The following is a 21,847-nucleotide window of genomic DNA, read 5'->3' as shown; positions in this document are numbered from 1 at the left end:
TGTCCGGCTGGGGGTTCCAGCCATTGTGTGGAGGGGCATCGCCCGCTCCGCCGCGCCGGTGCGCTTCCGGCTCCGTCCACGATGGGGCGTGCGGTCCATGAACTCTACAGCGGAGTAGACAGCCTGTTCGGGGGGTGGCCACCGTGGCCGGAACCGTACGCCACCACGGACGCCGGGCGACGGTGCGGACACGCTGAGCGACCGCGTTGCCGTTTCGTGAGCCCGAGGACTGTCGCAGGCCGCTCTTGGGCGCGGGGACTGTCGCAGGCCGCGCGGCGCCTACAGCGGTGTCGCCGCCTCCAGGGCGAGGAACAGCGCCACCGACGCGTTGAGCGCGGACAGCGCCGATACGGTCGTCCCGGCCGCGGCGACGAGCGCGGCGGCCCCGGCCCGGGTGAGGGCGGGCGGCCAGCCCCGGTCCGAGGGCACCGGGCCGAGGAGCGCGGCCACCCGGCGCGGCACCGGCCCCGTAGCGGCGAACGCGGCGAAGGCCGGGCCGCCGGAGGGCGCCGGGCGGGAGACGAGCGCCGCCTTGCCGACGGCGCGGGCGGTCAGCCTGCGGTCGCCCGTGGCGCGGGCCGCCTCCTCGTCCGCCCAGCGCTCCGTGGAGTAGACCAGGGCCGCGAGCAGGGGCCGCAGCAGCGGGTTGACGCATCCGGCCAGCCGGGTCGCCAGCAGTAGCCGGTGGTGGCGGCCCGCCAGGTGGGCCCGCTCATGGGCGAACAGCGCGCGGCGCTCGGCCGGTTCCAGGGAGGCGAGCATCCCGGTGGAGACCAGCACCCGCCCGGGGGATCCGGGCAGGGCGTAGGCGTACGGCACGGTGTCGCGGAGCACGGCGACATCGCCGCCGCCGGACGGCAGACCGGCGAGCGCCCGGTGCGCGCGGGCCCGGAAGCGGTAGTGGCGGTGGACGGTGAAGCCGCAGGCCGCCGCCACGGCGACGAGCGCGACGATGGACGCCTTCCCCGCGAACGCGTCGTGCGGCACGGCCTCGCGGACCTCGTCGTCGGACCAGCCGTCGGGCAGCGGGTTGCCGGGCAGCTGGGCCGTGCCGACGACCACCAGCAGCCCGAGGCAGACCAGCGAGCACGAGGCGAGGATCACCGCGACGGTGGTCAGCAGCCGGGCGGCGCGGCGGGGGTGGAGGTGCTGTTCGGCGAGGCGGGCGATGGGCAGGGCGGACAGCGGGAGGACAAGCGGCAGGAAGACGAAGACGCCCATCGTCAGCCCTCCGGCCGGTCCGCGGGCGCGTGCGGGGCGGCGGAGTCGCCGGGGCCGCTTTCCGCGAGGAGGGACCGCAGCAGTTCCTCGTCGTGGGAGGACAGCACGGAGACGAAGCTGGAGAGCACCGCGTCGCGGTCGCTCTGCTTGTCGAGCAGTCGGCGCATCCGCAGGGCCGCGAGATCCGCCTCGTTGGCCACGGGCTGCCACAGCACCGGGCGTCCCGGCCCGGACCGCGTGACGGCCTGCTTGGCGTGGAGCCGGGTGAGGATGGTGATGACGGTGCTGTAGGACAGGCCGCCGTCGAGCCGTTCCAGCACCCAGGTGGCGGTCACCGGCTCACTGGCCTCGCCCAGCGCCGACAGCACCTGGGCCTCCAGCTCGCCCTGGCCCCGCCTGCGGGCAGGCGTCTCGCGCTCATCACCGGCTCTTTCGGCGCCCACGGCCCGGCCCCCTGTTCCCGTCGCTCCGCCCGGTCCGGCGGTTCGCCGGGCGGGCATCGGAGAATCGTATCCAGCCTCCGCGGGACCGGGCCACCGGCGGCCGGTTCCGTGCGGTGACTCCGGGCGGCCCTGGCCCGGAAAATCTACAGTGCTGTAGATTTTATCCACCCGTCACCGTACAGAGGGAGAACAGCATGGGCGTGAGTCTGGCCAAGGGCGGAAATGTCTCGCTGAGCAAGGAGGCCCCGGGGCTGACCGCGATCCTCGTCGGCCTCGGCTGGGACGTCCGGACGACGACCGGCACCGACTACGACCTGGACGCGAGCGCGCTGCTCTGCGACGAGGCGGGCAAGGTCCTGTCCGACGAGCACTTCGTCTTCTACAACAACCTCAAGAGCCCCGACGGGTCGGTCGAGCACACCGGGGACAACCTCACCGGTGAGGGCGAGGGCGACGACGAGATCGTCAAGGTCGACCTCTCGACGGTGCCCGCGACCGTCGCCAGGATCGTGTTCCCGGTCTCCATCCACGAGGCCGAGGGCCGCGGGCAGAGCTTCGGGCAGGTGCGCAACGCCTACATCCGGGTGGTGAACCAGGCGGGCGGCGCCGAGATCGCGCGTTACGACCTCAGCGAGGACGCCTCCACCGAGACGGCCATGGTCTTCGGCGAGCTGTACCGGCACGGCGCGGAGTGGAAGTTCCGCGCGGTCGGGCAGGGTTACGCCTCCGGCCTCAGCGGTATCGTCGCCGACTTCGGCGTCGGCCTCTGAGCCCCGGCTCTCCTGCCGCGCGCGTCCCAACCGAACCGAAGCCACCCAGCATCCGGCACCGAAGGCGGAATCCATGACGATCAATCTCACCAAGGGCCAGCAGGTCAGTCTCACCAAGTCCGGCGGCGGCGAACTCGACGTCGTCCGGATGGGGCTGGGCTGGAAGTCCGCTCCCCGCAAGGGCTTCCTGGCCAAGCTGACCGCCCGTGACATCGACCTGGACGCCTCGGCGGTGCTCTTCGCGGGCGGCCAGCCGCAGGACGTGGTCTTCTTCCAGCACCTGACCAGCGACGACGGCTCGGTCCAGCACACCGGGGACAACCGGGTGGGCGGAGCGGGCCAGGGCGGCGACGACGAGTCCATCGTCGTCGACCTGCGCCGGGTGCCCGCCCATGTCGACCAGATCGTCTTCACGGTGAACTCCTTCACCGGCCAGACCTTCGAGGAGGTCGAGGCGGCCTTCTGCCGGCTGGTCGACGAGAGCTCCGGCCAGGAGCTGGCCCGCTACACCCTGACCGGCGGCGGACGCCACACGGCCCAGATCATGGCCAAGGTCCAGCGGTCCGGCTCGGGCTGGCAGATGACCGCCATCGGCGCGGCGGCGGACGGGCGCACCTTCCAGGACCTGATGCCCGCGGTCGCGCAGCACCTGTAGCTCCATCCGCTCCGGCCCGGGTCCCTCCCGGGCCGGAGCGCCGCACCACACACCCGCACTTATCGACATAGCGACGCATCGACCGAGGGACATCATGGGCAGACCTCCCCGACTCGGGGAATTCGGGGACGAGGACAGAGCCGCCTACGCGAACGCGCTCGACGAGGTCATCGGCTCCCCGGAGATCCGGCAGCTGCTCGACCGCTCGGGGGCGTCCGCCGCCCGGCTGCGCGCCCGCGCGCTGGCGGCGGCCCCGCTCACGGCGGCCGCGGCCGAGGCCGAGTACCGGCGCTTCGCGGCGCTGCGAGGGGAGCTGCCGGGCGCACGGCGGGACGCCGGGACACCGCTGTCCGGGCCGGGCGGGCAGGAGCGCCCGGGGGCCGGAGTGCTCGCGGTGCTCGGGGTGCTGACGCCGGTCCTCGCCGCTGTCGCCGCGGCCACCTTCCTGCTCCTCGGCTACGGACTGCGCCTCGCCGGGAGCCTGCCCGCGCTGGCGGGAACCCTCGTCGGCGTCGGTTGGATCAGCGTGGCGGTCGCGGCCGCCGCCTCCGTGGTCGGGATCGTCGCCCTGTACCGCACGGCGGCGGGGCAGTCGGCGGAAGGCCCGCCCGCCGCACCCACCGGCTCCCCCGCCCTGGACCAGGCCCGCGACGCCTGGCTCAAGGCCCTGCGGGAGAAGGCGATCCGGCCCTACCTCCGCCAGGAGCTGACCGGGGCGGCCGCCGCCCTTGACCCGGCCGGGGCGATCGCGCCCGCGCCCGCCGCGCCCGCCGGCCGGACCGCCCGTTTCACCCCGCCCACGTTCGCGGGCCCCGACTTCGGCCGCCCCGGCTTCTCCGCTCCGGGTTTCTCCGGTCCCGGCCAGGACGCCCCCGCCGGGCCGCCTCTCCCCGGCGCCCGTTCCTGACGGGCACGTCAGGAGGGGGCGACCGGTGCCCCTGATTCCGCGCGGGCCGCGCGGGAGCGGTGGCGGGCCGCCTCGACCAGGGCGGCCATGACCCGGGTGTCCTCGCTCATCTCGGGGTGCCACTGGACGCCGAGCACCAGGCTCTCGTGTCCGGGCAGTTCCAGCGCCTCCACCGTGCCGTCGGGGGCGTGGGCGGAGGGGGCCAGCCCCGCGCCCAGGCGGTCCACCGCCTGGTGGTGGTAGGCGGGCACCATGGCCGTCTCCGGGACGGCTCGCGCGTACACCGTCCCCGGTACCGGGGTGACCGGGTGGCTGCCGAAGACCCCGAGGCCGCCGGTGTGGTCGTCCAGGTGCTGGTGCAGGGTGCCGCCGCGGGCCACATTGAGCAGCTGCATACCGCGGCAGATGCCGAGGACCGGGACCCGCTGTTCGATCGCGGCCCCGATCAGGGCCAGTTCCCACGCGTCGCGGGCCTGGGACGGGGGGCCGGTACGGGGGTCGGGGGCGGCGCCGTAGCGGGCCGGTTCGACGTCCGCGCCGCCCGCGATGACCAGCCCGTCCAGGGCGGCGACCACCTCCCCCGCCGCACCCCCCGCCTCGTCGGGCGGCAGCAGCACCGCGAGCCCGCCCGCCGCCCGCACCAGGCGCGGATAGGCGGCGGGCAGCAGCACCGCGGGCATCTCCCACACCCCCCAGCGGGCCGGGTCCTGGTAGGTGCTGATGCCGATGACGGGCCGGGACATGGGGCGGGCTCCTCGTGGGGTGCGGTGTCGGTCGACGGCGGGGGCTCAGTCGCGGGAGAGATCCGCCTCCGCCTCCGCCAGGGCGGCGAACTCCTCCTCCGGGGCACCCGCGACCAGGCGGTGGCGGCTGTAGAAGGCGAAGTAGGCCAGTGCGACCGCGTACACGCCGAGCGCGATGAAGGCCGCGTCCCGGTCCACCAGGAAGGTCGCCACCAGGGCCGAGCATGCCAGAGCGAACGCCACCGACGAGGTGACCGCGCCGCCGGGCGTGCGGTAGGGGCGCGGCAGGTCCGGCTCGCGGCGGCGCAGCACCATGTGGGAGAGCGCCATCAGGGCGTAGCTGATGGTGGCGCCGAAGACGGCGACGTTCAGCATCCGCCCGCCGTTGCCGCTCCAGGCGGCGAGCGTGAACCCGATGACGCCGGGGATCAGCAGGCCGAGGTAGGGGGACTTGCGGCGGTTGGTGAGGGAGAGGAAGCGCGGCAGGTAGCCCGCCCGGGACAGGGCGAACAGCTGCCGGGAGCCCGCGAAGATCAGCGAGAAGAAGGAGGCGACCAGTCCGGCGAGCCCTGCGTAGTTCACGAAGGTGCTCAGCGCTGTCGGCTCGCCGTCGCCCTGGAGGGCCACCACGAGCGGGTTCCCGGCCTCCTTGATGGCGTCGGCGCCCTGGGCCCCGGTGGCGGAGACGAAGGTGATGAGGGCCAGGAAGACCAGCACGGCGAGCGAGATGGCCAGCGCCTTGGGCATCGAGCGGACCGGGTCCTTGGCCTCCTCGGCGGCGAGCGGCACCCCCTCCACGCCGAGGAAGAACCACATGCCGAAGGGGAAGGCGGCCCAGATGCCGAGCAGTCCGAACGGCAGCCAGGAGGAGGAGCCGAAGGCGGTGGTGTCGACCGGGATGTCGTTCAGGCGGCCCGCGTCGAACTCGGTGAACGCGCCGACGGCGAAGATCAGCAGGGCGGCCACCGCGATGGCGGTCACCACCAGGCTGAAGCGCAGCGCCTCGCCGACGCCCCAGAGGTGGATGCCGATGAAGAGCGCGAAGCAGGCGAGGTAGACGGGCCAGCCGGAGGTGAGCCCGAACAGGCCGAGCGACTCGACGTAGTCGCCGATGAAGAGCGAGATGGCGGCCGGGGCGAGGACGTACTCGATGAGGATGGCCGTCCCGGTGAGGAAGCCGCCCCAGGTGCCGAGCGCCCGCCGCGCGAAGCCGTAACCGCCGCCCGCGGTGGGCAGGATGGCGGAGAGTTCGGCGAGGGCGAAGACCAGACAGGCGTACATGACGCCCATCAGGACCATGGCCACGGCGAGTCCGCCGAAGCCGCCCTCGGACAGGCCGATGTTCCAGCCGGAGAAGTCGCCGGAGACGACGTAGGCGACGCCGAGCCCGGTCAGCAGCAGCCAGCCCGCGCTGCCCCGGCGCAGAGTCCGGCGGTGCAGATACGCTTCGGTGCCGCCGGAGTCCTTGGGCGCACCCGAATTTGCGTCACTGGGTGGGCCTGCGGGTGTTTCGGTTCCCTGAGCCATGAGCGCTCCAGATGTCTGTCGACTCCGTCGATGGGCCTGCGTGGCCAAGCGTCGATCAAAGGTTCGTCGGCACACCTTTGTGGAAGGCCCGAGGTCTGCGCAAGGGGCGTGCGTTAAAGAGTGGTTACGGATGACCGCGGCGCGCCCCGGGCCGCCTCAGACCAGGAAGCCGCGCAGCAGCGCCGCCGTGCCCCCGCAGTGTTCGCGCATCGCCGCGCGCGCCGCGTCCGCGTCCCCGTCCAGCACCGCCTCGACGACGGCCGTGTGCTGGCGCTGGGAGTGTTCCAGGTTGCGCACCAGCAGCGGGATGCAGTCGAGGAGTTCGTTGAGGGCGGCCCGGACGGACGCGTACTGGGCGGCGAGCGAGCGGGAGCCGGACAGGTCGGCGAGGGTGAGGTGGAGCAGGGTGTCCTGGCGGCGGTAGTCCTCCAGCCGGGCGCCCCGCGTGGCGTCGAGCGCCGCCCGCAGCCTTCTGCGGCCGTCGGCCGCGAGCCCTCCGGCGCACAGGCCGGCGGCTCCGGCCTCCAGGACCTCGCGGAAACGCAGGGTGTCCTCGACGTCCAGGGCGGCGACGCGGCGGCGCAGTTCGTCGGGGGCGGCGGAGCGCGGCAGCACGAACGTTCCGCCGTAGCGGCCGCGGCGGCTCTCGACCATGCCCTGGTCCTGGAGGACCTTGAGGACCTCACGCAGGGTCACCCTGCTGATCCGCAGCCGCTGGGACAGCTCGCGTTCGGACGGCAGCCGTTCACCGGGCGGCACGAGACCCAGGCGCAGCAGCTGGAGGACCTGCTCCAGCGCCTCCTCGAAGCCGTTGCCCGCGCGGACCGGGCGCAGCAGGGAGTCCGGCCCGCCGGGCGCCGCGCCGGGCCCCGCCGCCGTCACCGCCGCGGCCGGACGGGTGCCGTCGGCGCTTCCCCTCGTGACCATTGACGGATTCCCTTCCCAAGCAATGGTTCTCTGTCATACCTTATGCCTCCCGGTTCCCCCAAGGAGGCATCCCGTGGCAGACCGCACACCCCCGCTCGGCGTCGACGAGCTCCGCTCAGGCGTCGCGAACGGGTCGATCGACACCGTGGTGCTGGCCTTCCCCGACATGCAGGGACGGCTTCAGGGAAAGCGGTTCGCGGCCGGTTTCTTCCTGGACGAGGTGCTGGAGCACGGCACCGAGGGCTGCAACTACCTGCTGGCCGTGGACACCGAGATGCAGACCGTCGAGGGCTACGCCATGTCCTCCTGGGAGAGCGGCTACGGCGACTTCGGCATGGTCCCCGACCCCGCCACTCTGCGCCCCGTGCCCTGGCACGAGGGCACGGCCCTGCTCGTCGCGGACCTCGCCTGGCACGACGGCAGCCCGGTCGTCGCCGCGCCCCGCCAGATCCTGCGCCGCCAGCTCGACCGGCTGGCCGGCCTCGGCTACTCCGCCCAGGTGGGCACGGAGCTGGAGTTCATCGTCTTCCGGGACAGTTACGAGGAGGCCTGGGACCGCGACTACCGCGGGCTGACCCCGGCCAACCAGTACAACATCGACTACTCGATCCTCGGCACCGGCCGGATCGAACCGCTGCTGCGCCGCATCCGCAACGAGATGCAGGAGGCCGGGCTGACCGTCGAGTCCGCGAAGGGCGAGTGCAATCCGGGACAGCACGAGATCGTCTTCCGCTTCGACGAGGCGCTGACCACCTGCGACCAGCACGCCGTCTACAAGACGGGCGCCAAGGAGATCGCGTCCCAGGAGGGCTACTCGCTGACCTTCATGGCCAAGTACGACGAGCGCGAGGGCAACTCCTGCCACATCCACCTCTCGCTCACCGACGAGGACGGCGAGAACGCGATGGCGGGGGACGGGCCGGACGGCATGTCCGAGCTGATGCGGCACTTCCTGGCCGGTCAGCTGGCCGCCCTGCGGGACTTCTCCCTCCTCTACGCCCCCAACATCAACTCCTACAAACGCTTCCAGCCCGGCTCCTTCGCCCCCACCGCCGTCGCCTGGGGCGTCGACAACCGCACCTGCGCCCTGCGGGTCGTCGGCCACGGGCGCTCCCTGCGCTTCGAGAACCGGCTGCCCGGCGGCGACGTCAACCCCTACCTCGCCGTGGCCGGACTGATCGCCGCCGGGCTGTACGGGGTGGAGCACCGGCTGGAGCTGCCGGAGGCCTGTACGGGCAACGCGTACACCGCCGACTACGAGCAGGTCCCGACGACGCTGCGCGAGGCGGCCGAGCTGTGGGAGGCCAGTCCCATCGCCCGGGAGGCGTTCGGCGAGGAGGTCGTGGCGCACTACCTCAACATGGCCCGGGTCGAACTCGCCGCGTACGACGCGGCGGTGACCGACTGGGAGCTGCGCCGCTCCTTCGAACGCCTCTGACCACACCCCGCTCCCCGATCGAGGTCCGTACGTGTCACAGTCCACTCTGGATGTCCTGAACCCGGCGACCGCCGAGGTCATCGCCACCGTCCCCGCGTCCACGGCGGCCGACGTGGACGCGGCGGTCACCCGCGCCACCGCGGCCCAGCGCTCCTGGTCGGCCGCCGCGCCCGCCGACCGGGCGAGGCTGCTGCGCCGCTTCGCCGCCACCGTCGACCAGCACATCGAGGAACTGGCCGGGCTGGAGGTCCGCGAGGCCGGTCACACCCTCGGCAACGCCCGCTGGGAGGCCGGGAACGTCCGCGACCTCCTCGACTACAGCGCGGGCGGGGCGGAACGGCTGCTGGGGCGGCAGATCCCGGTCGCGGGCGGCATCGACTTCACGGTCCTGGAGCCGCTCGGCGTCGTCGGGGTCATCGCACCGTGGAACTTTTCGATGCCGATCGCCGCCTGGGGCCTGGCCCCGGCGCTCGCGGCAGGCAACGCCGTGCTCCTCAAACCCGCCGAGACGACCCCGCTGACCGCGCTGCGACTGGCCGAACTCGCCCTGGAAGCAGGTCTTCCCGAAGGGCTCTTCCAGGTGCTGCCCGGTGAGGGGCCGGTCGCCGGGAGCGCCCTGGTCGAACACCCCGGCGTCGCGAAGATCGTGTTCACCGGCTCCACCCGGACGGGCAAGCACATCATGACCCGGTGCGCGGAGCGGGTGAAGCGGCTCACCCTGGAGCTGGGCGGCAAGAGCCCCAACGTGGTCTTCGCCGACGCCGATGTGGCGGCAGCGGCGGCGGCCGCGCCGATGTCCTTCCTGGACAACGCCGGCCAGGACTGCTGCGCCCGCACCCGGATCCTGGTCGAGCGGTCCGTGTACGACCGGTTCCTGGAGCTGCTCCTTTCCGCGGTGTCCGCCGTGGTGGTGGGCGACCCCTCCGACGAGCGGACCCAGATGGGCCCGCTGATCTCGGCCGTCCAGCGGGAGCGGGTGGCGGGGTACGTCGACGGGGCCCGGGGCGCCGACGGCGTACGGGCCCATACCGGCAAGGCGCCCGAGGGGCCCGGCTTCTGGTATCCGCCGACCGTGCTCGCCGGGGTCTCCCCCGACGCCCCGGTGGCCCTGGAGGAGGTCTTCGGTCCGGTGGCGGTGGTGCTGCCGTTCACCGACGAGGCGGACGCCGTACGCCTCGCCAACGCCACCGACTACGGCCTCGCGGGCTCGGTCTGGACCCGGGACGTCGGCCGGGCGCTCCGCGTCGGCCAGGGCCTGCGGGCGGGCAACCTCTCCGTCAACTCGCATTCCAGCGTGCGCTACGCGACCCCCTTCGGCGGCTACAAGCAGTCGGGTCTGGGCCGTGAACTCGGCCCCGACGCGCTGGCCGCCTTCACCGAGACCAAGAACGTCTTCATCAGCACGGAGGCCTGAGCACCATGACCGACACCTCTTCCGTCTGCCGCCGCCTGGTCGGCCGCACCGCCGTCGTCACCGGAGCCGGCAGCGGCATCGGCCTGGCCACCGTGCGGCGGCTGGCCGCCGAGGGCGCCCATGTCGTCTGCGCCGACGTGGACGAGGAGCACGGCAAGGCCGCCGCCGAGGAGGCGGGCGGGCTCTTCGTCCGGACCGACGTCACCGACGCCGAGCAGGTGGACGCCCTGTTCCGGGCCGCGTCCGACACCTACGGCTCGGTCGACATCGCGTTCAACAACGCGGGTATCTCGCCGCCCGACGACGACTCCATCCTGGAGACCGGTCTGGAGGCCTGGCGGCGGGTGCAGGAGGTCAACCTGACCTCGGTGTACCTGTGCTGCAAGGCGGCCATCCCCTACATGCGCGCCCAGCGCCGGGGCTCCATCATCAACACGGCCTCGTTCGTGGCCCGGATGGGCGCGGCCACCTCGCAGATCTCCTACACCGCGTCCAAGGGCGGGGTGCTGGCGATGTCGCGGGAGCTGGGCGTGCAGTTCGCCCGCGACGGCATCCGGGTGAACGCGCTCTGCCCGGGGCCGGTCAACACCCCGCTGCTCCAGGAGCTGTTCGCGAAGGACCCGGAGCGGGCGGCGCGGCGGCTGGTGCACATCCCGGTCGGCCGGTTCGCCGAGCCGACCGAGATCGCGGCCGCCGTGGCGTTCCTGGCCAGCGACGACTCCTCGTTCGTGAACGCCACGGACTTCCTGGTCGACGGCGGGATCTCCGGGGCGTACGTCACCCCGGTCTGAGCCGCCCCCGGGTGGTACGGCCCCGGTCCGGGCCTCAGTCCTGGACCGGGGCCAGGTCGCCGCGCAGCCGCTGGGCGCGGAGCACCAGCAGCATCTCGAAGCGCTGGTCCGGTTCGTCGATGGCGTCGCCCCACAGCTCTCGGATCTGCCGCAGCCGGTAGCGGGCCGTCTGGGGGTGGATGCCGAGCCGGGTGGCCACGTCGGGGGCGCCGCCGGGGGTCTCGATCCAGGCGAGCAGGGTCTCGGCCAGCCGCCGGGTCTGGGTCGGGCTCATGCCGTCCAGCGGAGCCAGGCAGCGGCGGGCGGAGGCGTCGATCAGCTCCTGGGCCGGCAGCAGCACCAGCTCCTCCATGCGCTCGGTACAGTGCAGCACCTCGCCCTGCGGCAGCAGATCCTTCTTGATCAGCTGGACCGCGGTCTCCGCCCACCGCAGCGAGGTCGCGGCGGCCGCCAGCGGGACCGGCGGGCCGATCGCCCCCGACCAGCCGGAGGTCGCCCGGCGCAGGGTCTCCGCCCGGCCCGCCGTCTCCGGGTCCGGGATGACGATGCGCGGCTGCTCGCTCTCCATCTCCAGCAGGATGCCCTGGCCGACCGCCGGGGCGACCGCTTCCCGGGCGGGGCGGATGAGGACGCCCACCGCGATCGTCTCGGGGAGCTCCCAGCCGATCCGGGCGGCCCGCTCGGCCAGGGTCCTGCTCGATTCGACGCGGTGCTCCATGAGCAGCATCTCGATCAGCTGGCGCTGGAGGCGGAGGCGTTCGCTGGCGCGCCGGGCGGCCGCCTCGGCGTAGCCCCGTACCGACTGTTCCACGAGACCGTCCAGATACTCGAAACCCGACTCGGCCAGCTCGTACATGGCGGGTGCCGGGATGTCGACCTGCTGGCCGATCTCGGCGAGCCTGCGCCAGGTGAGCCGGACGCCGAAGCGGTAGATCGCCTGGAGCGAGTCGAGGCTGCGGCCCTCCAGGCCCTCGCCCCGCCCGAACTCCTGGAACATCTCCGGCGGCACCCGGGGGTGCGCGCCGGAGGTGAGATTGTCGACGAACCCCTCGATGGCGCGGCGGATGCCGACCAGGGCCAAGGGCTCCCCGGAGTCGTCCTCGACCAGGTGGAGGTAGGGGTAGTCCCGGCGGATCGCCCGAAGGATCGTCTGCGCGAGTTCCGGAGCCTCGGACAGGGCGATGGCGGCGAACCGGTCCAGCTGGGACCGGGGCACCTCCTGCCAGGCCGTGCGCGTCACGGGGCCGCCGGGGCGGTGTCGTAGCTGATCAGCGGCGTGTTGGGCTGGTCGGGGGTGGCGTCGAGCAGTGCCACGACACCGAACGCCGCGCCTACGGCGAGCGCCGCGCCCGCGGTCGCGGTGACAAGAGCGGCGATGAATCTGCGCATGGTCGGGTCAGCTCCTTGCTGAAGGCGATCCCCGCCCCGTGAGCCGGGCCCCTCCGGCTGGCACACAGTGTCGACAGGTCATTGACATCTCGTCAAGGCCTTGCTTACTGTTCACGCGATTCAAGGGCTGACCGGCCCGGGGCCCGTGCACCTCCGCGAAGAGATTTCGACCCAGGAGTGCCCGGATGCGCCGCAATGCTTCACCCCTCTCGCTCGTTCTGCTGGGGGCGGGGGTCTTTCTGCTCGTTCTCGCACCCCTGCTCGTCTGGTATGTCCAGCCGCATGCCAAGCGCACCCCGATAGACACCGACACCACCACCGTTTTCACCGGTACCGGCAGCTACTTCGACACCGGTGAGGTCGAGACGGTCGACGGTGAGACGATCACGATCACCCGGCAGGTGCGCGGGGACGTGGCCGACAGCGAGAAGAGCGGCAACGCCGTCTGGGACGTGTCGACCTCCGTCGACCACGACAGCACGCTGCCCGCGTCCGATCCCCGTGACGCCCTCCAGTGGACGCTGGAGCGCTGGGTGACAGACCGGACCACCAACGAGCCGGTGCACTGCTGCGAGGAGAGCCCCGCCTTCGACGGGGAGGCGTACCTGAAGTTCCCCTTCGACGTGGAGAAGCGCGCCTACCGCTGGTGGGACAGCACGCTCGGCGGTGTGGTGCGGCTCTCCTTCGAGGGCGAGAAGAAGATCCAGGGCTACTCCGGCTACGTGTTCAAGGGCGAGGTCGAGCCCACCAGGACCGGTGTGCGGCAGGTTCCCGGGGTCCTCGTGGGACGGAAGAACACCCCCCAGGTACTGGCCGAGGAGTGGTACGCCAACAGCGGCATCGAGCTGGTCGTGGACCGGCGCACCGGCCGGATCATCAACGCGGCGATCGGCCCGAAGAAGACGCTGCGCGCGCCCGGCTCCAAGAAGGACGCGGTGGTGCTGCTGGAGAGCGAGCGGGTGGAGTTCACCGAGGCGACCCAGAAGAAGCAGGTCGAGCTGGCCTCGGCGGACAGCGACCGGCTGGCGATGCTCGGGGAGAGCGCCCCGGCCGGGGCGGCCGGGCTCGGGCTCGTACTCACCGCCGTGGGGGTCGTCCTCGTCGTCCGGGGCCGCCGGGAGCAGCCGGAGACCCGGAACACTCACCTGATGACGAGTACGCACACCTGAGTTACCCGCAAGTTGTTGCGCCGGTGAGTAGCCGGGCGGTAACCCGTGCCGAAAACTGTCTATCCCCACCAGAGCACGGCCCCCCGGTCTTTCCTTTTTCCGTCCCGTCTTTTCGTTCGCGATCCCCGCCCCGTCCCGCCCCCTCCCCTGTCTTTTGACCCCTCCGCGGATACCCTCCCCCCTCTTTCCGCTCATCCCCGAGTCCCCGCACCCCGAGCCGAGTTGGAGCGCCCATGCCCCAGCACGTACCTCCCCCACTGCTCGATGCAGTCACGCGCCAGGGTCAGGGCCCGGCATCCTCCAGGGTCCCCGCGGCCCCGCGACGCATCGTCTTCCTCGCCCACCGCGACCTGGGCAACCCGGCCGCCGGCGGCTCCGAGCTGCTGATCGACCGGCTCGCCTCGGGCCTCACCGAGCAGGGCCACGACGTCACCCTGCTGTGCGGCGGCCAGGCCGCCCGCAGGTCCTACCGCGTCGTGTCGGCGGGCGGAAGCCTGGGGCACTACCTCGGTGCGCGGTCCGCCTTCGCCCGGCAGGTCGGGGACTGCGACCTGCTGGTCGAGGTCTGCAACGGCATGCCGTATCTCGCGCCCCTGTGGCACCGCGGTCCCACCGTGTGCCTGGTCAACCATGTGCACACAGACCTGTGGGACATGCGGTTCCCCCTGCCCGTGGCGCGGGCCGGGCGGCGGCTGGAGCACTGGGCGCTGTCCCGCGCCTACCGCGACCACCTGATGATCGCGGTGTCCCCGTCCACGGCGGGCGCCCTGCGCGAGCTGGGCGTGCCCGACCACCGGATCAGGGTGGTGCACAACGGCGTCGAGGAGCCGAGCCCGCAGGGCGACCGGTCCGGGACCCCGCTGTTCGTGGCGCTGGGCCGGCTCGTCGACTACAAGCGCATCGATCTGCTGCTCCAGCTGTGGGAGCGGGTCCGGCCGGTCACCGGCGGCCGTCTCGTCATCGTCGGCGACGGACCCGAGCGGGCCCGCCTGGAGCGGCTCGCCGGTGAGGGCGTGGAGTTCGCCGGTCACGTCACCGAGGCGGAGAAGCACCGGCTGCTCTGCGCGTCGTGGATGCTGCTGCATCCGGCGGCCGTGGAGGGGTGGGGGCTGGTCGTCACGGAGGCCGGCGCGCGCTCGACCCCGACCCTGGGCTTCGACGTACCGGGGCTGCGCGACTCCGTCGAGGACGGCGTCACCGGCATCCTCGCCCCGGGCGCGTCGTCCTTCGCCGCCGCCTGGTGCGCGCTGGCCCTGGACGACGAGCGGCGCGAGGCGATGGGCAAGGCCGCCCGGGAGCGGGCCGCCGCGTTCCGGTGGACCAGCAGCGTCCGGCAGTTCCTGGCGGTCGCCGCCGAGGCGACCAGCGGCGTGAGCGCCCCGGCGATCGGTGCGAACGCGTGAAAGACCCTTCCTTCCGGCGCTCGGCCGCCCTGTTCCGTGCCTTCATGCGGGAGCAGGGTGACCCGGCGACGGCGTACACCCTGCTGGCCCGCGACGCCGCGGACCAGGTGGAGCGGCACGGTCCGGTCCGGGGCAAGGTCGTCGTGGACATCGGCGGCGGCGACGGCTACTTCACCCGGGAGTTCCGCCGGCGCGGCGCGCACGGCTACCTCTTCGAACCGGACACGGCCGAGCTGAGCCCCGGCGAGCGGGCGGACACCGTGGTCGCCGACGGGTATCTGCTGCCGCTGGCCGACGGAGCGGCCGACGTCTGCTTCTCGTCCAACGTGCTGGAGCACGTGGCCGACCCGCACACCTTTCTCAGCGAGATGGCCCGGGTGACCCGGCCGGGCGGGCTGATCTACGTCTCCTTCACCAACTGGCACTCCCCCTGGGGCGGCCACGAGTGGGCGCCGTGGCACTACCTGGGCGCCGAGCGCGCCCGGAGCCGCTACGAGCGGCGCACCGGCCGTCCCGCCAAGCACCGCCTCGGCGACAACCTCTTCCGGATCGGCGTGGGCGAGACGCTGCGCCATGTCCGAAGCCGCAGTGACGTGACCGTGGTTTCCGCGCGCTCCCGTTACTGGCCCGTCCTTCCCCAGCTCGTGCCGCGCATTCCCGTCCTGCGGGAGTTCGCCACCTGGAACCTCCTCCTCATTCTCCGGCGGTGTTCATGACCAGCGCTGTCCACCCACCCCGGCCCGCGGCCCCGGACGGTCCGGGCCCCGAGCCCTCCGTCCCCGCCGACGGCCCGCCGCAGGCGCGTTCCCGGCGCTGGCTCCTGGGGTTCTGGGCCGCCGTCTTCCTGGCCTTCCTGGCGGTGTCGCCCGGCCGGATGACGTTCGACACCAAGCTGGGCGTCGTCACCGCGCCGGGCCGGTTCCTCGGCGACCTGGGCGAGCTGTGGCACAGCCGCTCGGGGTTCGGCGGGATAGCCGACCAGTACATCGGCTACCTCGTGCCGATGCTGCCGTACTACGGCACCGCCGAACTGCTGCGGGTGCCGACCTGGCTGGCCGAGCGGCTGTGGCTGTCGCTCATCGTGGCGACCGCCTTCTGGGGCGCGCTGCGCCTCGCGGAGCGGCTGCGGGTGGGCTCGTCCTCCAGCCGGCTGCTGGCCGCGGTCGTCTACGCGCTGTGGCCGACCTACACCATCGTGGTGGGCTCCACGTCGGCCGCGGCGCTGCCGGGCGCCCTGCTGCCGTGGGTGCTGCTGCCGCTGACCGACCCGCGTCTCACCCCGCGCATCGCGGCCGTCCGCTCCGCGCTGCTGATCCCGCTGATGGGCGGGGTCAACGCGGCCTCCACGCTGGCCTCGCTGCTGCCGGTGGGGCTGTATCTGCTGGCGCGGCCGGGCGGTCCGCGCAAGCGCGGGCTGCTGCTGTGGTGGATACCGGGCGTGATCATGGCGACCGCCTGGTGGATCGTCCCGCTGCTGCTGCTGGGGACCTTCGGCGAGAACTTCATGCCGTACGTGGAGTCCTCGTACACCACGACGACGACCATGTCGGCGACCGAGGCGCTGCGCGGCGCGGGCAACTGGGTGGGCTATCTCAACTTCGGTGAGCCCTGGCTGCCGGCCGGGTGGACCGTCGCGAGCTCGACCGTCACCATCCTGGGCTCGGCGCTCGCCGCCGCCCTGGGGCTGGCGGGGCTGGCCCGGCGGGATCTGCCCGAGCGCCGCTGGCTGGTGCTGACCGTGCTGTCCGTCGCGCTCGTGACGCTCGCCGGGTACGGCGGCGCGCTGGGCGGGCTGTTCCACGGCACCGTCCAGGACTGGCTGGACACCTGGCTGGTGCCGTTCCGGAACATCTACAAGTTCCAGACGGGCCTGGCGCTGGCGCTGGCCCTGGGGCTGGCGCACATCACCGCCGTCGCCGCCGTGGCCGCCGCCCGCCGGGGCCCGGACCCGGCGCGGATGCGGCGTCTGGCACCGGTGGTCGCCGCCGTGATCGTGCTGCCGGGTCTGGCGTGGCCGTACCTCAACGGCTCCATCCTCCAGACGGGTTCGTTCCAGAAGGTCCCCGACTACTGGGATTCCACCGGGAGCTGGCTCAAGGAGAACTCGCCGGACGACCGCGCGCTGGTGGTCCCGGCGACCGCGCACGGTATCTACACCTGGGGCTCCCCCATCGACCAGCCGCTGGACGTACTGGCCGACTCGCCCTACGCACAGCGTGACTACGTTCCCTTCGGCACGCCCGGCAACCGGCGGGCGATGGACGCCGTCGAGCAGGCGCTGACCTCCGGCGGCGAGGTCCCCGGGCTCTCCGCGTACCTGAACCGGGCCGGGCTGCACTACGTGGTCGTCCGCAACGACCTGGACCCGGACCAGCTGGGCTACGTCCCGTCCACCACGGTCAAGCGCACCCTGGAGGCGTCCGGTTACGAGCGGGTCAAGGGCTACGGGCCGGTGATGACCGCGGGCCGGATCGCGGCCGACACCCCCGTGCAGGTCGAGGGGCTGTACCCGCGCCAGCGGGCCGTGGAGATCTACGCGCCGCCGGAGGGGACCGAACGCCCCGGGCGGGCGACGGCCACTCCGGTCGCCTCGACCGCCGTGGTGAGCGGCGGCCCCGAGTCGCTGCTGCCGCTGTCGGCGAGCGGCGCCGTCGAGGGGCGGCCCACCGTGCTCGCCGGGGACGCGCATCCGGGTCTGGGACGGCCGTCGCTGTACGCGGCGGGCGACGGGCTGCGGCGGGCCGACACCCGGTTCGGCCTGGTGAACTCCAACACCTCGTACACGTACACCTCGGGCGAGCGCAACGCCGAGGAGTCGGCGCAGGATCCGGGCCGTGAGCCGCGGCAGATCCTGCCGACGTCCGGGGCGGACCACCAGACGACGGCGGTGATCCGGGGGGCGAAGTCGGTCAGCGCGTCCTCGGTGGGCAACTGGCTCTTCCATCTGCCGCAGTACGACCCGGTCAACGCCTTCGACGGCAACCCGGCGACCGGCTGGGCGGAGGGCTCTCCCGGCTCGCCGAAGGACGAGTGGGTGCGGGTCGACTTCTCCACCCCGACGGACATCCCCGCCTCGATCCAGGTGACGCCGCTGCCCAGCGGCAACGTCCGGGCGGCGGCCACGGTGATCCGGGTGGAGACCGACCAGGGCTCCAAGGACAGCCCGCTGCGGACCGACGGTTCGGCGCAGCAGGTGGCGGCGCCCGCCGGGCAGGCGGCCTGGCTGAAGGTGACGATCCTGGAGTCCCAGCAGGGGCGCCCGGGGCTCACCGGGGCCGGGTTCAGCGACATCGCCGTCCCGGGGGTGCAGGTGACCCGGATGCTGGAGCTGCCGAACGACGCGCCGCGCGAGGGCGCCGACTCGACGGTGTTCTCGCTGCGGCGGGGCAGCGACCCGGGCGGCCTGTCGTCCGTGGCGGCCGAGGTGGGCCTGGGCCGCCAGTTCACCGCTCCTGAGGCGGGCGACTACACGGTCGCGGCGACCGCCCTGCCGGTGCCCGGCGAGGCCCTCGACAAGCTGCTGTTCGACCTGACGGGCGAGCGGGACAAGATCGAGGTGACCGCCGACTCCACGGCGCGGCTGGGCACCAACCTCAGCCCCCGCAACCTCACCGACGGCGACCTCACCACGGCGTGGATCGCGGGCGAGCGCCCCGTACTGCGTCTGAAGTGGCCCGAGAAGCGGCCGGTCGGGGAGATCGTGTTCGCCGCGGCCGGGGGTCTGTCGGCCCGTGCCGAGCAGGTCCAGATCAGCTCGCCGGACGGTACGGCGGTGGCCTCGGTGGACGAGAACGGCATGGCCCGCTTCTCGCCCGTCAACACCGACCGGATGGACATCACCATCTCCAAGACGGCTCCGCTGACCGTCCACAACCCGGTGGCCGACGGCCAGTTGCAGCTGCCGGTCGGGCTGAGCGAGGTCTACATCCCGGCGCTGGAGGAGTTCCGGTCGCCGCAGCCGAAGCCGGACCAGAGGTTCAGCCTGCCCTGCGGCAAGGGACCCGTCCTCTCCGTCGGCGGCACGTACCTGGAGACCAGGGCCGAGGGCCGGGTGCGGGATCTGACCCAGCGCAGGCCCATCGACGTGTCGCTGTGCACCGACGGCAGCAAGGTCGAGCTGGCCGCCTCGTCCACCACCGTGCAGGCGGGGGACGAGGGTCCGCTGGCGATCACGGACGTCACGCTCAGCAACGGCGCCACCGAGGCCGCCGCGGCGACGCCGCGCACGGTGGACATGGAGCAGGGTGAGGGCGACCGGCGGACCGTGGAGGTCGGAGCGGGCGAGGCCGCCTACCTCCAGATCCACGAGAACCACAACAAGGGCTGGAAGGCCACCCTGGACGGCAAGGAGCTGACGCCGCTGCGGATCGACGGGTGGCAGCAGGCCTGGCTGGTGCCCGAGGGCGGGGGCGGCACGGTCACCCTGGAGTACGAACCGGCCACCCTCTACCGGTGGGGCCTGATCGGCGCGGGTGTGCTCTTCCTGGCGCTCGTGGTGCTCGCCCTCGTCGGCCGCAAGGGCTCCGGCCGGGACGGGGAGGAGGAGCAGCCGGCGCCGCCGGGTCCGGGGCTGATCCTGGGCACGGTCGCCCTGAGCCTGGTCGGGGTGGTGATCGCGGGTCCGGTCGCGGTGGCCGTACCGCTGCTCGCCGTCCTGGCGCACTTCCGGCCGCGGCTGCTCGTTCCGGTCGCGTTCGCGGCGATGGCCGCCGCGGGGGTTGTCGCCGCGGTGGGCACCGGGGAGAGTACGACCACGGGTGCGGGCGCCTTCGGTGCCACCGCTCAACTGCTGGCCCTGATCGGGCTGTTCGCCGCACTGGTCACGGTGGGCCGGGAGCCGCTCGGCAGGCGGGCGCTCCGCGGCGGCCGGGGCACGGCGGAGCCGGTCCCGGCGGACGGCGACCGGCCGACGGTCCAGCTCCCGGCGCAGCCCGCCCCGCCCTCGGGCCGGACGCTGTCCGCCGATGGCAGGCACCCGACGAAGGGGGAGGACGCCTGATGGCGACCGTTCAGCACCAGCGGGCCCCGGGCGGCGGCCGGTCGCCTGGGCGCCCCGCCCGGGTGCCGTTCCCGGTCGTCGACGAGGTGGCCCGGCACTGCGCGCAGGACGCCGAGCCGAGCACGGTGCACATCGAGATCCATCTGCCGGGCCGGGTCGACGAGGAACGGCTGCGCTCCGCGTTCGCCACCGCGCTGGCCCGGCACCCCCGGGCGCTGATGCGGGAGCGGCCCCGGGGGCCGCTGGCCCGCCGCTACGAGTGGGAGCTGACCGAGGGACCGGACACCGACCCGGTCTCCTTCCCGCCGTGCGCGCCCGGAGCCCTGGAGCGGGCGCGGACCGGGGCGCTGGACCGCGCCCCGGCGCTGACCGCCTCGCCGCCGCTGCGGCTGGACGTGGTCCGCGAGCCGGACCGGGAGGGTTGTGTGCTGCTGTTCACCGTGCACCACACCGCCCTGGACGGTCCGGCGTGCCTGCGGCTGGCGGCGACGGCCGCGGAGGTCTACGGCATGTCGCCCACCCCGCCGTCGCCCGCCCCGGCCCGACCGGCGGCGGCCCCTCGGCTCCGGCGCTCCGGGACCCCGGCGCTGGCCCGGCCCGCCCAGGTGGCACCGGGCTCCCCGGGGCACGCCCCTCAGCCGGGCAACGCGATGCTGCTGGCCGAACTCCCGGTCCCCCGCCGGGAGTCCGGCGCGCCGTACACGGTGAACGACCAGCTGATGGTGGCGACCGCGCTGACGGTGGCCGACTGGAACCGGGCGCAGGGCGCGCCGGGGGCCGGCCGGCGGCCGCTGCGGATCACCATGCCGGTCGACGACCGCACCCGGGGCCCCGAGATGCCGATCGGCAACGGGACCCGGCTGGTGGAGGTCGGCTTCACCGCGGCCGAGGTGGCGCCCGGGACGGACGTGGCGGCTCTGCTGCGGGCGACCGCCGAGCGGACCCGGGCACTCAAGGCCCAGCCGCGCCCGCAACTGGGCAGAGGCGCGGGCCTGCTGACCGCACCCGTGCTGCCGGTGGCGGCCCGGGGCGCCCTCACCCGGGGGCTGCGGGTGGTCGCCGGTCCATGGACCTCGACGACCCTGCTGAGCAACATCGGCCGGATCCCCTACCCGCTGGACTTCGGTGACGCCGGCCGGGCGAGCGCGGTGTGGTTCTCCGCACCCGCCCGGATGCCCCGGGGACTGACCTTCACCACGGCGTCCACGGACGGCCGGCTGCATCTGGCCCTGCGCTGGTCGCGCACCCTGCTGGGGCGGAGCGACGGCGCGGCCCTGCTGGACCTGTTCACCCGGCACCTGGCCGCGACGTCCTCGGAGGCCCTATGACCAGCGCGACCTCCCCCTCCCCCGGGCTGCGGGACTTCTACGAGAACCCGGCGGTCCCCGTCGCCTCGGGCGACGGGCGCACCAGGCGGCAGGCCCGGCTGCTGGCGGACGCGCTGGAGGCGCCCGGCCAGGTGATCGTCGACGTGGGCTGCGGTGACGGTACGGCGGCGGCCACGGCTGCCCCGGTCCTCGCCGGGCACCGGCTGATCGGCATCGACTGGTCGCAGGACGCCCTGCGCCGGGCCCGCCCCCGGATGGGCCACGTGGTGCGCGGCGAACTGGAGCACGGCGGGCTGCCGCTGGCCGACGGCTGCGCGGACGCCGTGCTGTTCAGCGAGATCCTAGAGCATCTGGTCGACCCGGACCAGGCGATGGACGAGCTGCGGCGCGTGCTGCGCCCCGGCGGCCATCTGATGCTGTCCACCCCCAACCTGGCCGCCTGGTACAACCGGGCGCTGCTGCTGGCGGGGGTGCAGCCGGTGTTCTCGGAGGTCAGCCTGCGCGGCATCCACGGCAGGCCGGGCTCCGAGGTGGTCGGCCATCTGCGCCTGTACACCGCCCGTGCGCTGCGTTCGTTCCTGACCGCGTCCGGATTCGCGGACGTCCGGATCACCGGCGCGCCCTTCCACGGGGTGCCGAAGCCGCTGCGGCTGCTGGACCGGGCGGCGTGCTCGGTCCCGGGGGCGGCGTCCATCCTGCTGGCCCACGCCCGGCGGAGGTAGC

19 protein-coding genes are annotated in these 21,847 nt (G+C 73.5%); 12 read left to right on the top strand and 7 right to left on the bottom strand.

Features of this window, described 5'->3' with window-relative positions; genetic code table 11:
• Positions 1 to 279: 279 nt before the first annotated feature.
• Positions 280 to 1,221 carry a M56 family metallopeptidase gene (locus ACIRRU_RS24980; protein WP_403684038.1) on the bottom strand — a complete coding sequence of 314 codons (942 nt, stop codon included), beginning with the start codon at positions 1,219 to 1,221 and terminating at the stop codon, positions 280 to 282.
• Between the two features lie 2 nt (positions 1,222 to 1,223).
• Positions 1,224 to 1,664, bottom strand: a complete 441-nt coding sequence (locus tag ACIRRU_RS24975) for a BlaI/MecI/CopY family transcriptional regulator (RefSeq protein WP_403684036.1) — start codon at positions 1,662 to 1,664, stop codon at positions 1,224 to 1,226.
• A 194-nt stretch (positions 1,665 to 1,858) separates the two neighbouring features.
• On the opposite strand from ACIRRU_RS24975, the gene ACIRRU_RS24970 reads away from it, so the two are divergent.
• The 3 genes from ACIRRU_RS24970 (at position 1,859) to ACIRRU_RS24960 (ending at position 3,996) form a co-directional block, all read left to right on the top strand.
• Positions 1,859 to 2,434 (top strand): TerD family protein, encoded by a 576-nt coding sequence (locus ACIRRU_RS24970; protein WP_403684034.1) that lies wholly within the window; start codon positions 1,859 to 1,861, stop codon positions 2,432 to 2,434.
• 73 nt (positions 2,435 to 2,507) lie between these two features.
• On the top strand, positions 2,508 to 3,089 hold the full coding sequence (locus ACIRRU_RS24965; RefSeq protein ID WP_363204109.1) for a TerD family protein: 582 nt from the start codon (positions 2,508 to 2,510) through the stop codon (positions 3,087 to 3,089).
• Positions 3,090 to 3,183: 94 nt separating this feature from the next.
• Positions 3,184 to 3,996: a hypothetical protein gene (locus ACIRRU_RS24960; RefSeq protein ID WP_403684032.1), complete on the top strand. Its 813-nt coding sequence runs from the start codon at positions 3,184 to 3,186 to the stop codon at positions 3,994 to 3,996.
• Positions 3,997 to 4,004: 8 nt separating this feature from the next.
• Here the strand turns inward: ACIRRU_RS24960 and ACIRRU_RS24955 are convergent, their stop codons facing one another.
• The 3 genes from ACIRRU_RS24955 to ACIRRU_RS24945 form a co-directional block, all read right to left on the bottom strand.
• Complete coding sequence (locus ACIRRU_RS24955; RefSeq protein ID WP_403684030.1) at positions 4,005 to 4,739, bottom strand: gamma-glutamyl-gamma-aminobutyrate hydrolase family protein; 735 nt, start codon at positions 4,737 to 4,739, stop codon at positions 4,005 to 4,007.
• Between the two features lie 45 nt (positions 4,740 to 4,784).
• Positions 4,785 to 6,266: an ethanolamine permease gene (gene eat / locus ACIRRU_RS24950; protein WP_403684028.1), complete on the bottom strand. Its 1,482-nt coding sequence runs from the start codon at positions 6,264 to 6,266 to the stop codon at positions 4,785 to 4,787.
• 156 nt (positions 6,267 to 6,422) lie between these two features.
• Positions 6,423 to 7,193 (bottom strand): FCD domain-containing protein, encoded by a 771-nt coding sequence (locus ACIRRU_RS24945; protein ID WP_363204113.1) that lies wholly within the window; start codon positions 7,191 to 7,193, stop codon positions 6,423 to 6,425.
• Positions 7,194 to 7,266: 73 nt separating this feature from the next.
• On the opposite strand from ACIRRU_RS24945, the gene ACIRRU_RS24940 reads away from it, so the two are divergent.
• From ACIRRU_RS24940 to ACIRRU_RS24930, 3 genes are read left to right on the top strand one after another with little or no spacing between them, the layout of a single operon-like run.
• Positions 7,267 to 8,631, top strand: a complete 1,365-nt coding sequence (locus ACIRRU_RS24940) for a glutamine synthetase family protein (RefSeq protein ID WP_403684026.1) — start codon at positions 7,267 to 7,269, stop codon at positions 8,629 to 8,631.
• 31 nt (positions 8,632 to 8,662) lie between these two features.
• Positions 8,663 to 10,045, top strand: a complete 1,383-nt coding sequence (locus tag ACIRRU_RS24935) for an aldehyde dehydrogenase family protein (RefSeq protein ID WP_403684024.1) — start codon at positions 8,663 to 8,665, stop codon at positions 10,043 to 10,045.
• A gap of 5 nt (positions 10,046 to 10,050) precedes the next feature.
• Positions 10,051 to 10,836, top strand: a complete 786-nt coding sequence (locus ACIRRU_RS24930) for a 3-oxoacyl-ACP reductase (RefSeq protein WP_363204116.1) — start codon at positions 10,051 to 10,053, stop codon at positions 10,834 to 10,836.
• 34 nt (positions 10,837 to 10,870) lie between these two features.
• Here ACIRRU_RS24930 and ACIRRU_RS24925 read toward each other — a convergent pair whose 3' ends face one another.
• Both ACIRRU_RS24925 and ACIRRU_RS24920 read right to left on the bottom strand, forming a co-directional pair.
• Entirely contained in the window at positions 10,871 to 12,076 is a 1,206-nt protein-coding gene (locus tag ACIRRU_RS24925; RefSeq protein ID WP_403684021.1) for a helix-turn-helix domain-containing protein, read from the bottom strand.
• Entirely contained in the window at positions 12,073 to 12,225 is a 153-nt protein-coding gene (locus ACIRRU_RS24920) for a hypothetical protein (protein ID WP_363204118.1), read from the bottom strand. The genes ACIRRU_RS24925 and ACIRRU_RS24920 overlap by 4 nt, the downstream gene beginning before the upstream one ends.
• A gap of 185 nt (positions 12,226 to 12,410) precedes the next feature.
• Here ACIRRU_RS24920 and ACIRRU_RS24915 point away from each other — a divergent pair, with 185 nt between their 5' ends.
• The 6 genes from ACIRRU_RS24915 (at position 12,411) to ACIRRU_RS24890 (ending at position 21,846) form a co-directional block, all read left to right on the top strand.
• Positions 12,411 to 13,394, top strand: a complete 984-nt coding sequence (locus ACIRRU_RS24915; RefSeq protein WP_403684019.1) for a DUF3068 domain-containing protein — start codon at positions 12,411 to 12,413, stop codon at positions 13,392 to 13,394.
• Positions 13,395 to 13,627: 233 nt separating this feature from the next.
• Complete coding sequence (locus ACIRRU_RS24910; protein WP_403684018.1) at positions 13,628 to 14,797, top strand: glycosyltransferase family 4 protein; 1,170 nt, start codon at positions 13,628 to 13,630, stop codon at positions 14,795 to 14,797.
• Positions 14,794 to 15,513 carry a class I SAM-dependent methyltransferase gene (locus ACIRRU_RS24905; protein ID WP_225052452.1) on the top strand — a complete coding sequence of 240 codons (720 nt, stop codon included), beginning with the start codon at positions 14,794 to 14,796 and terminating at the stop codon, positions 15,511 to 15,513. The genes ACIRRU_RS24910 and ACIRRU_RS24905 overlap by 4 nt, the downstream gene beginning before the upstream one ends.
• Positions 15,510 to 19,796: an alpha-(1->3)-arabinofuranosyltransferase family protein gene (locus tag ACIRRU_RS24900; RefSeq protein ID WP_403684016.1), complete on the top strand. Its 4,287-nt coding sequence runs from the start codon at positions 15,510 to 15,512 to the stop codon at positions 19,794 to 19,796. Before ACIRRU_RS24905 ends, ACIRRU_RS24900 begins: the two co-directional genes overlap by 4 nt.
• A complete protein-coding gene (locus ACIRRU_RS24895) occupies positions 19,796 to 21,124 on the top strand; it encodes a condensation protein (protein ID WP_403684015.1) in 1,329 nt (442 codons plus the stop codon). Before ACIRRU_RS24900 ends, ACIRRU_RS24895 begins: the two co-directional genes overlap by 1 nt.
• Positions 21,121 to 21,846, top strand: a complete 726-nt coding sequence (locus ACIRRU_RS24890) for a class I SAM-dependent methyltransferase (RefSeq protein WP_403684013.1) — start codon at positions 21,121 to 21,123, stop codon at positions 21,844 to 21,846. Before ACIRRU_RS24895 ends, ACIRRU_RS24890 begins: the two co-directional genes overlap by 4 nt.
• Position 21,847 lies beyond the last annotated feature (1 nt).

Source organism: Streptomyces sp. NPDC101181, assembly GCF_044767975.1.
In the GTDB taxonomy this organism is placed as follows: domain Bacteria; phylum Actinomycetota; class Actinomycetes; order Streptomycetales; family Streptomycetaceae; genus Streptomyces.
This window is presented reverse-complemented; position numbering and strand designations above follow the sequence as displayed.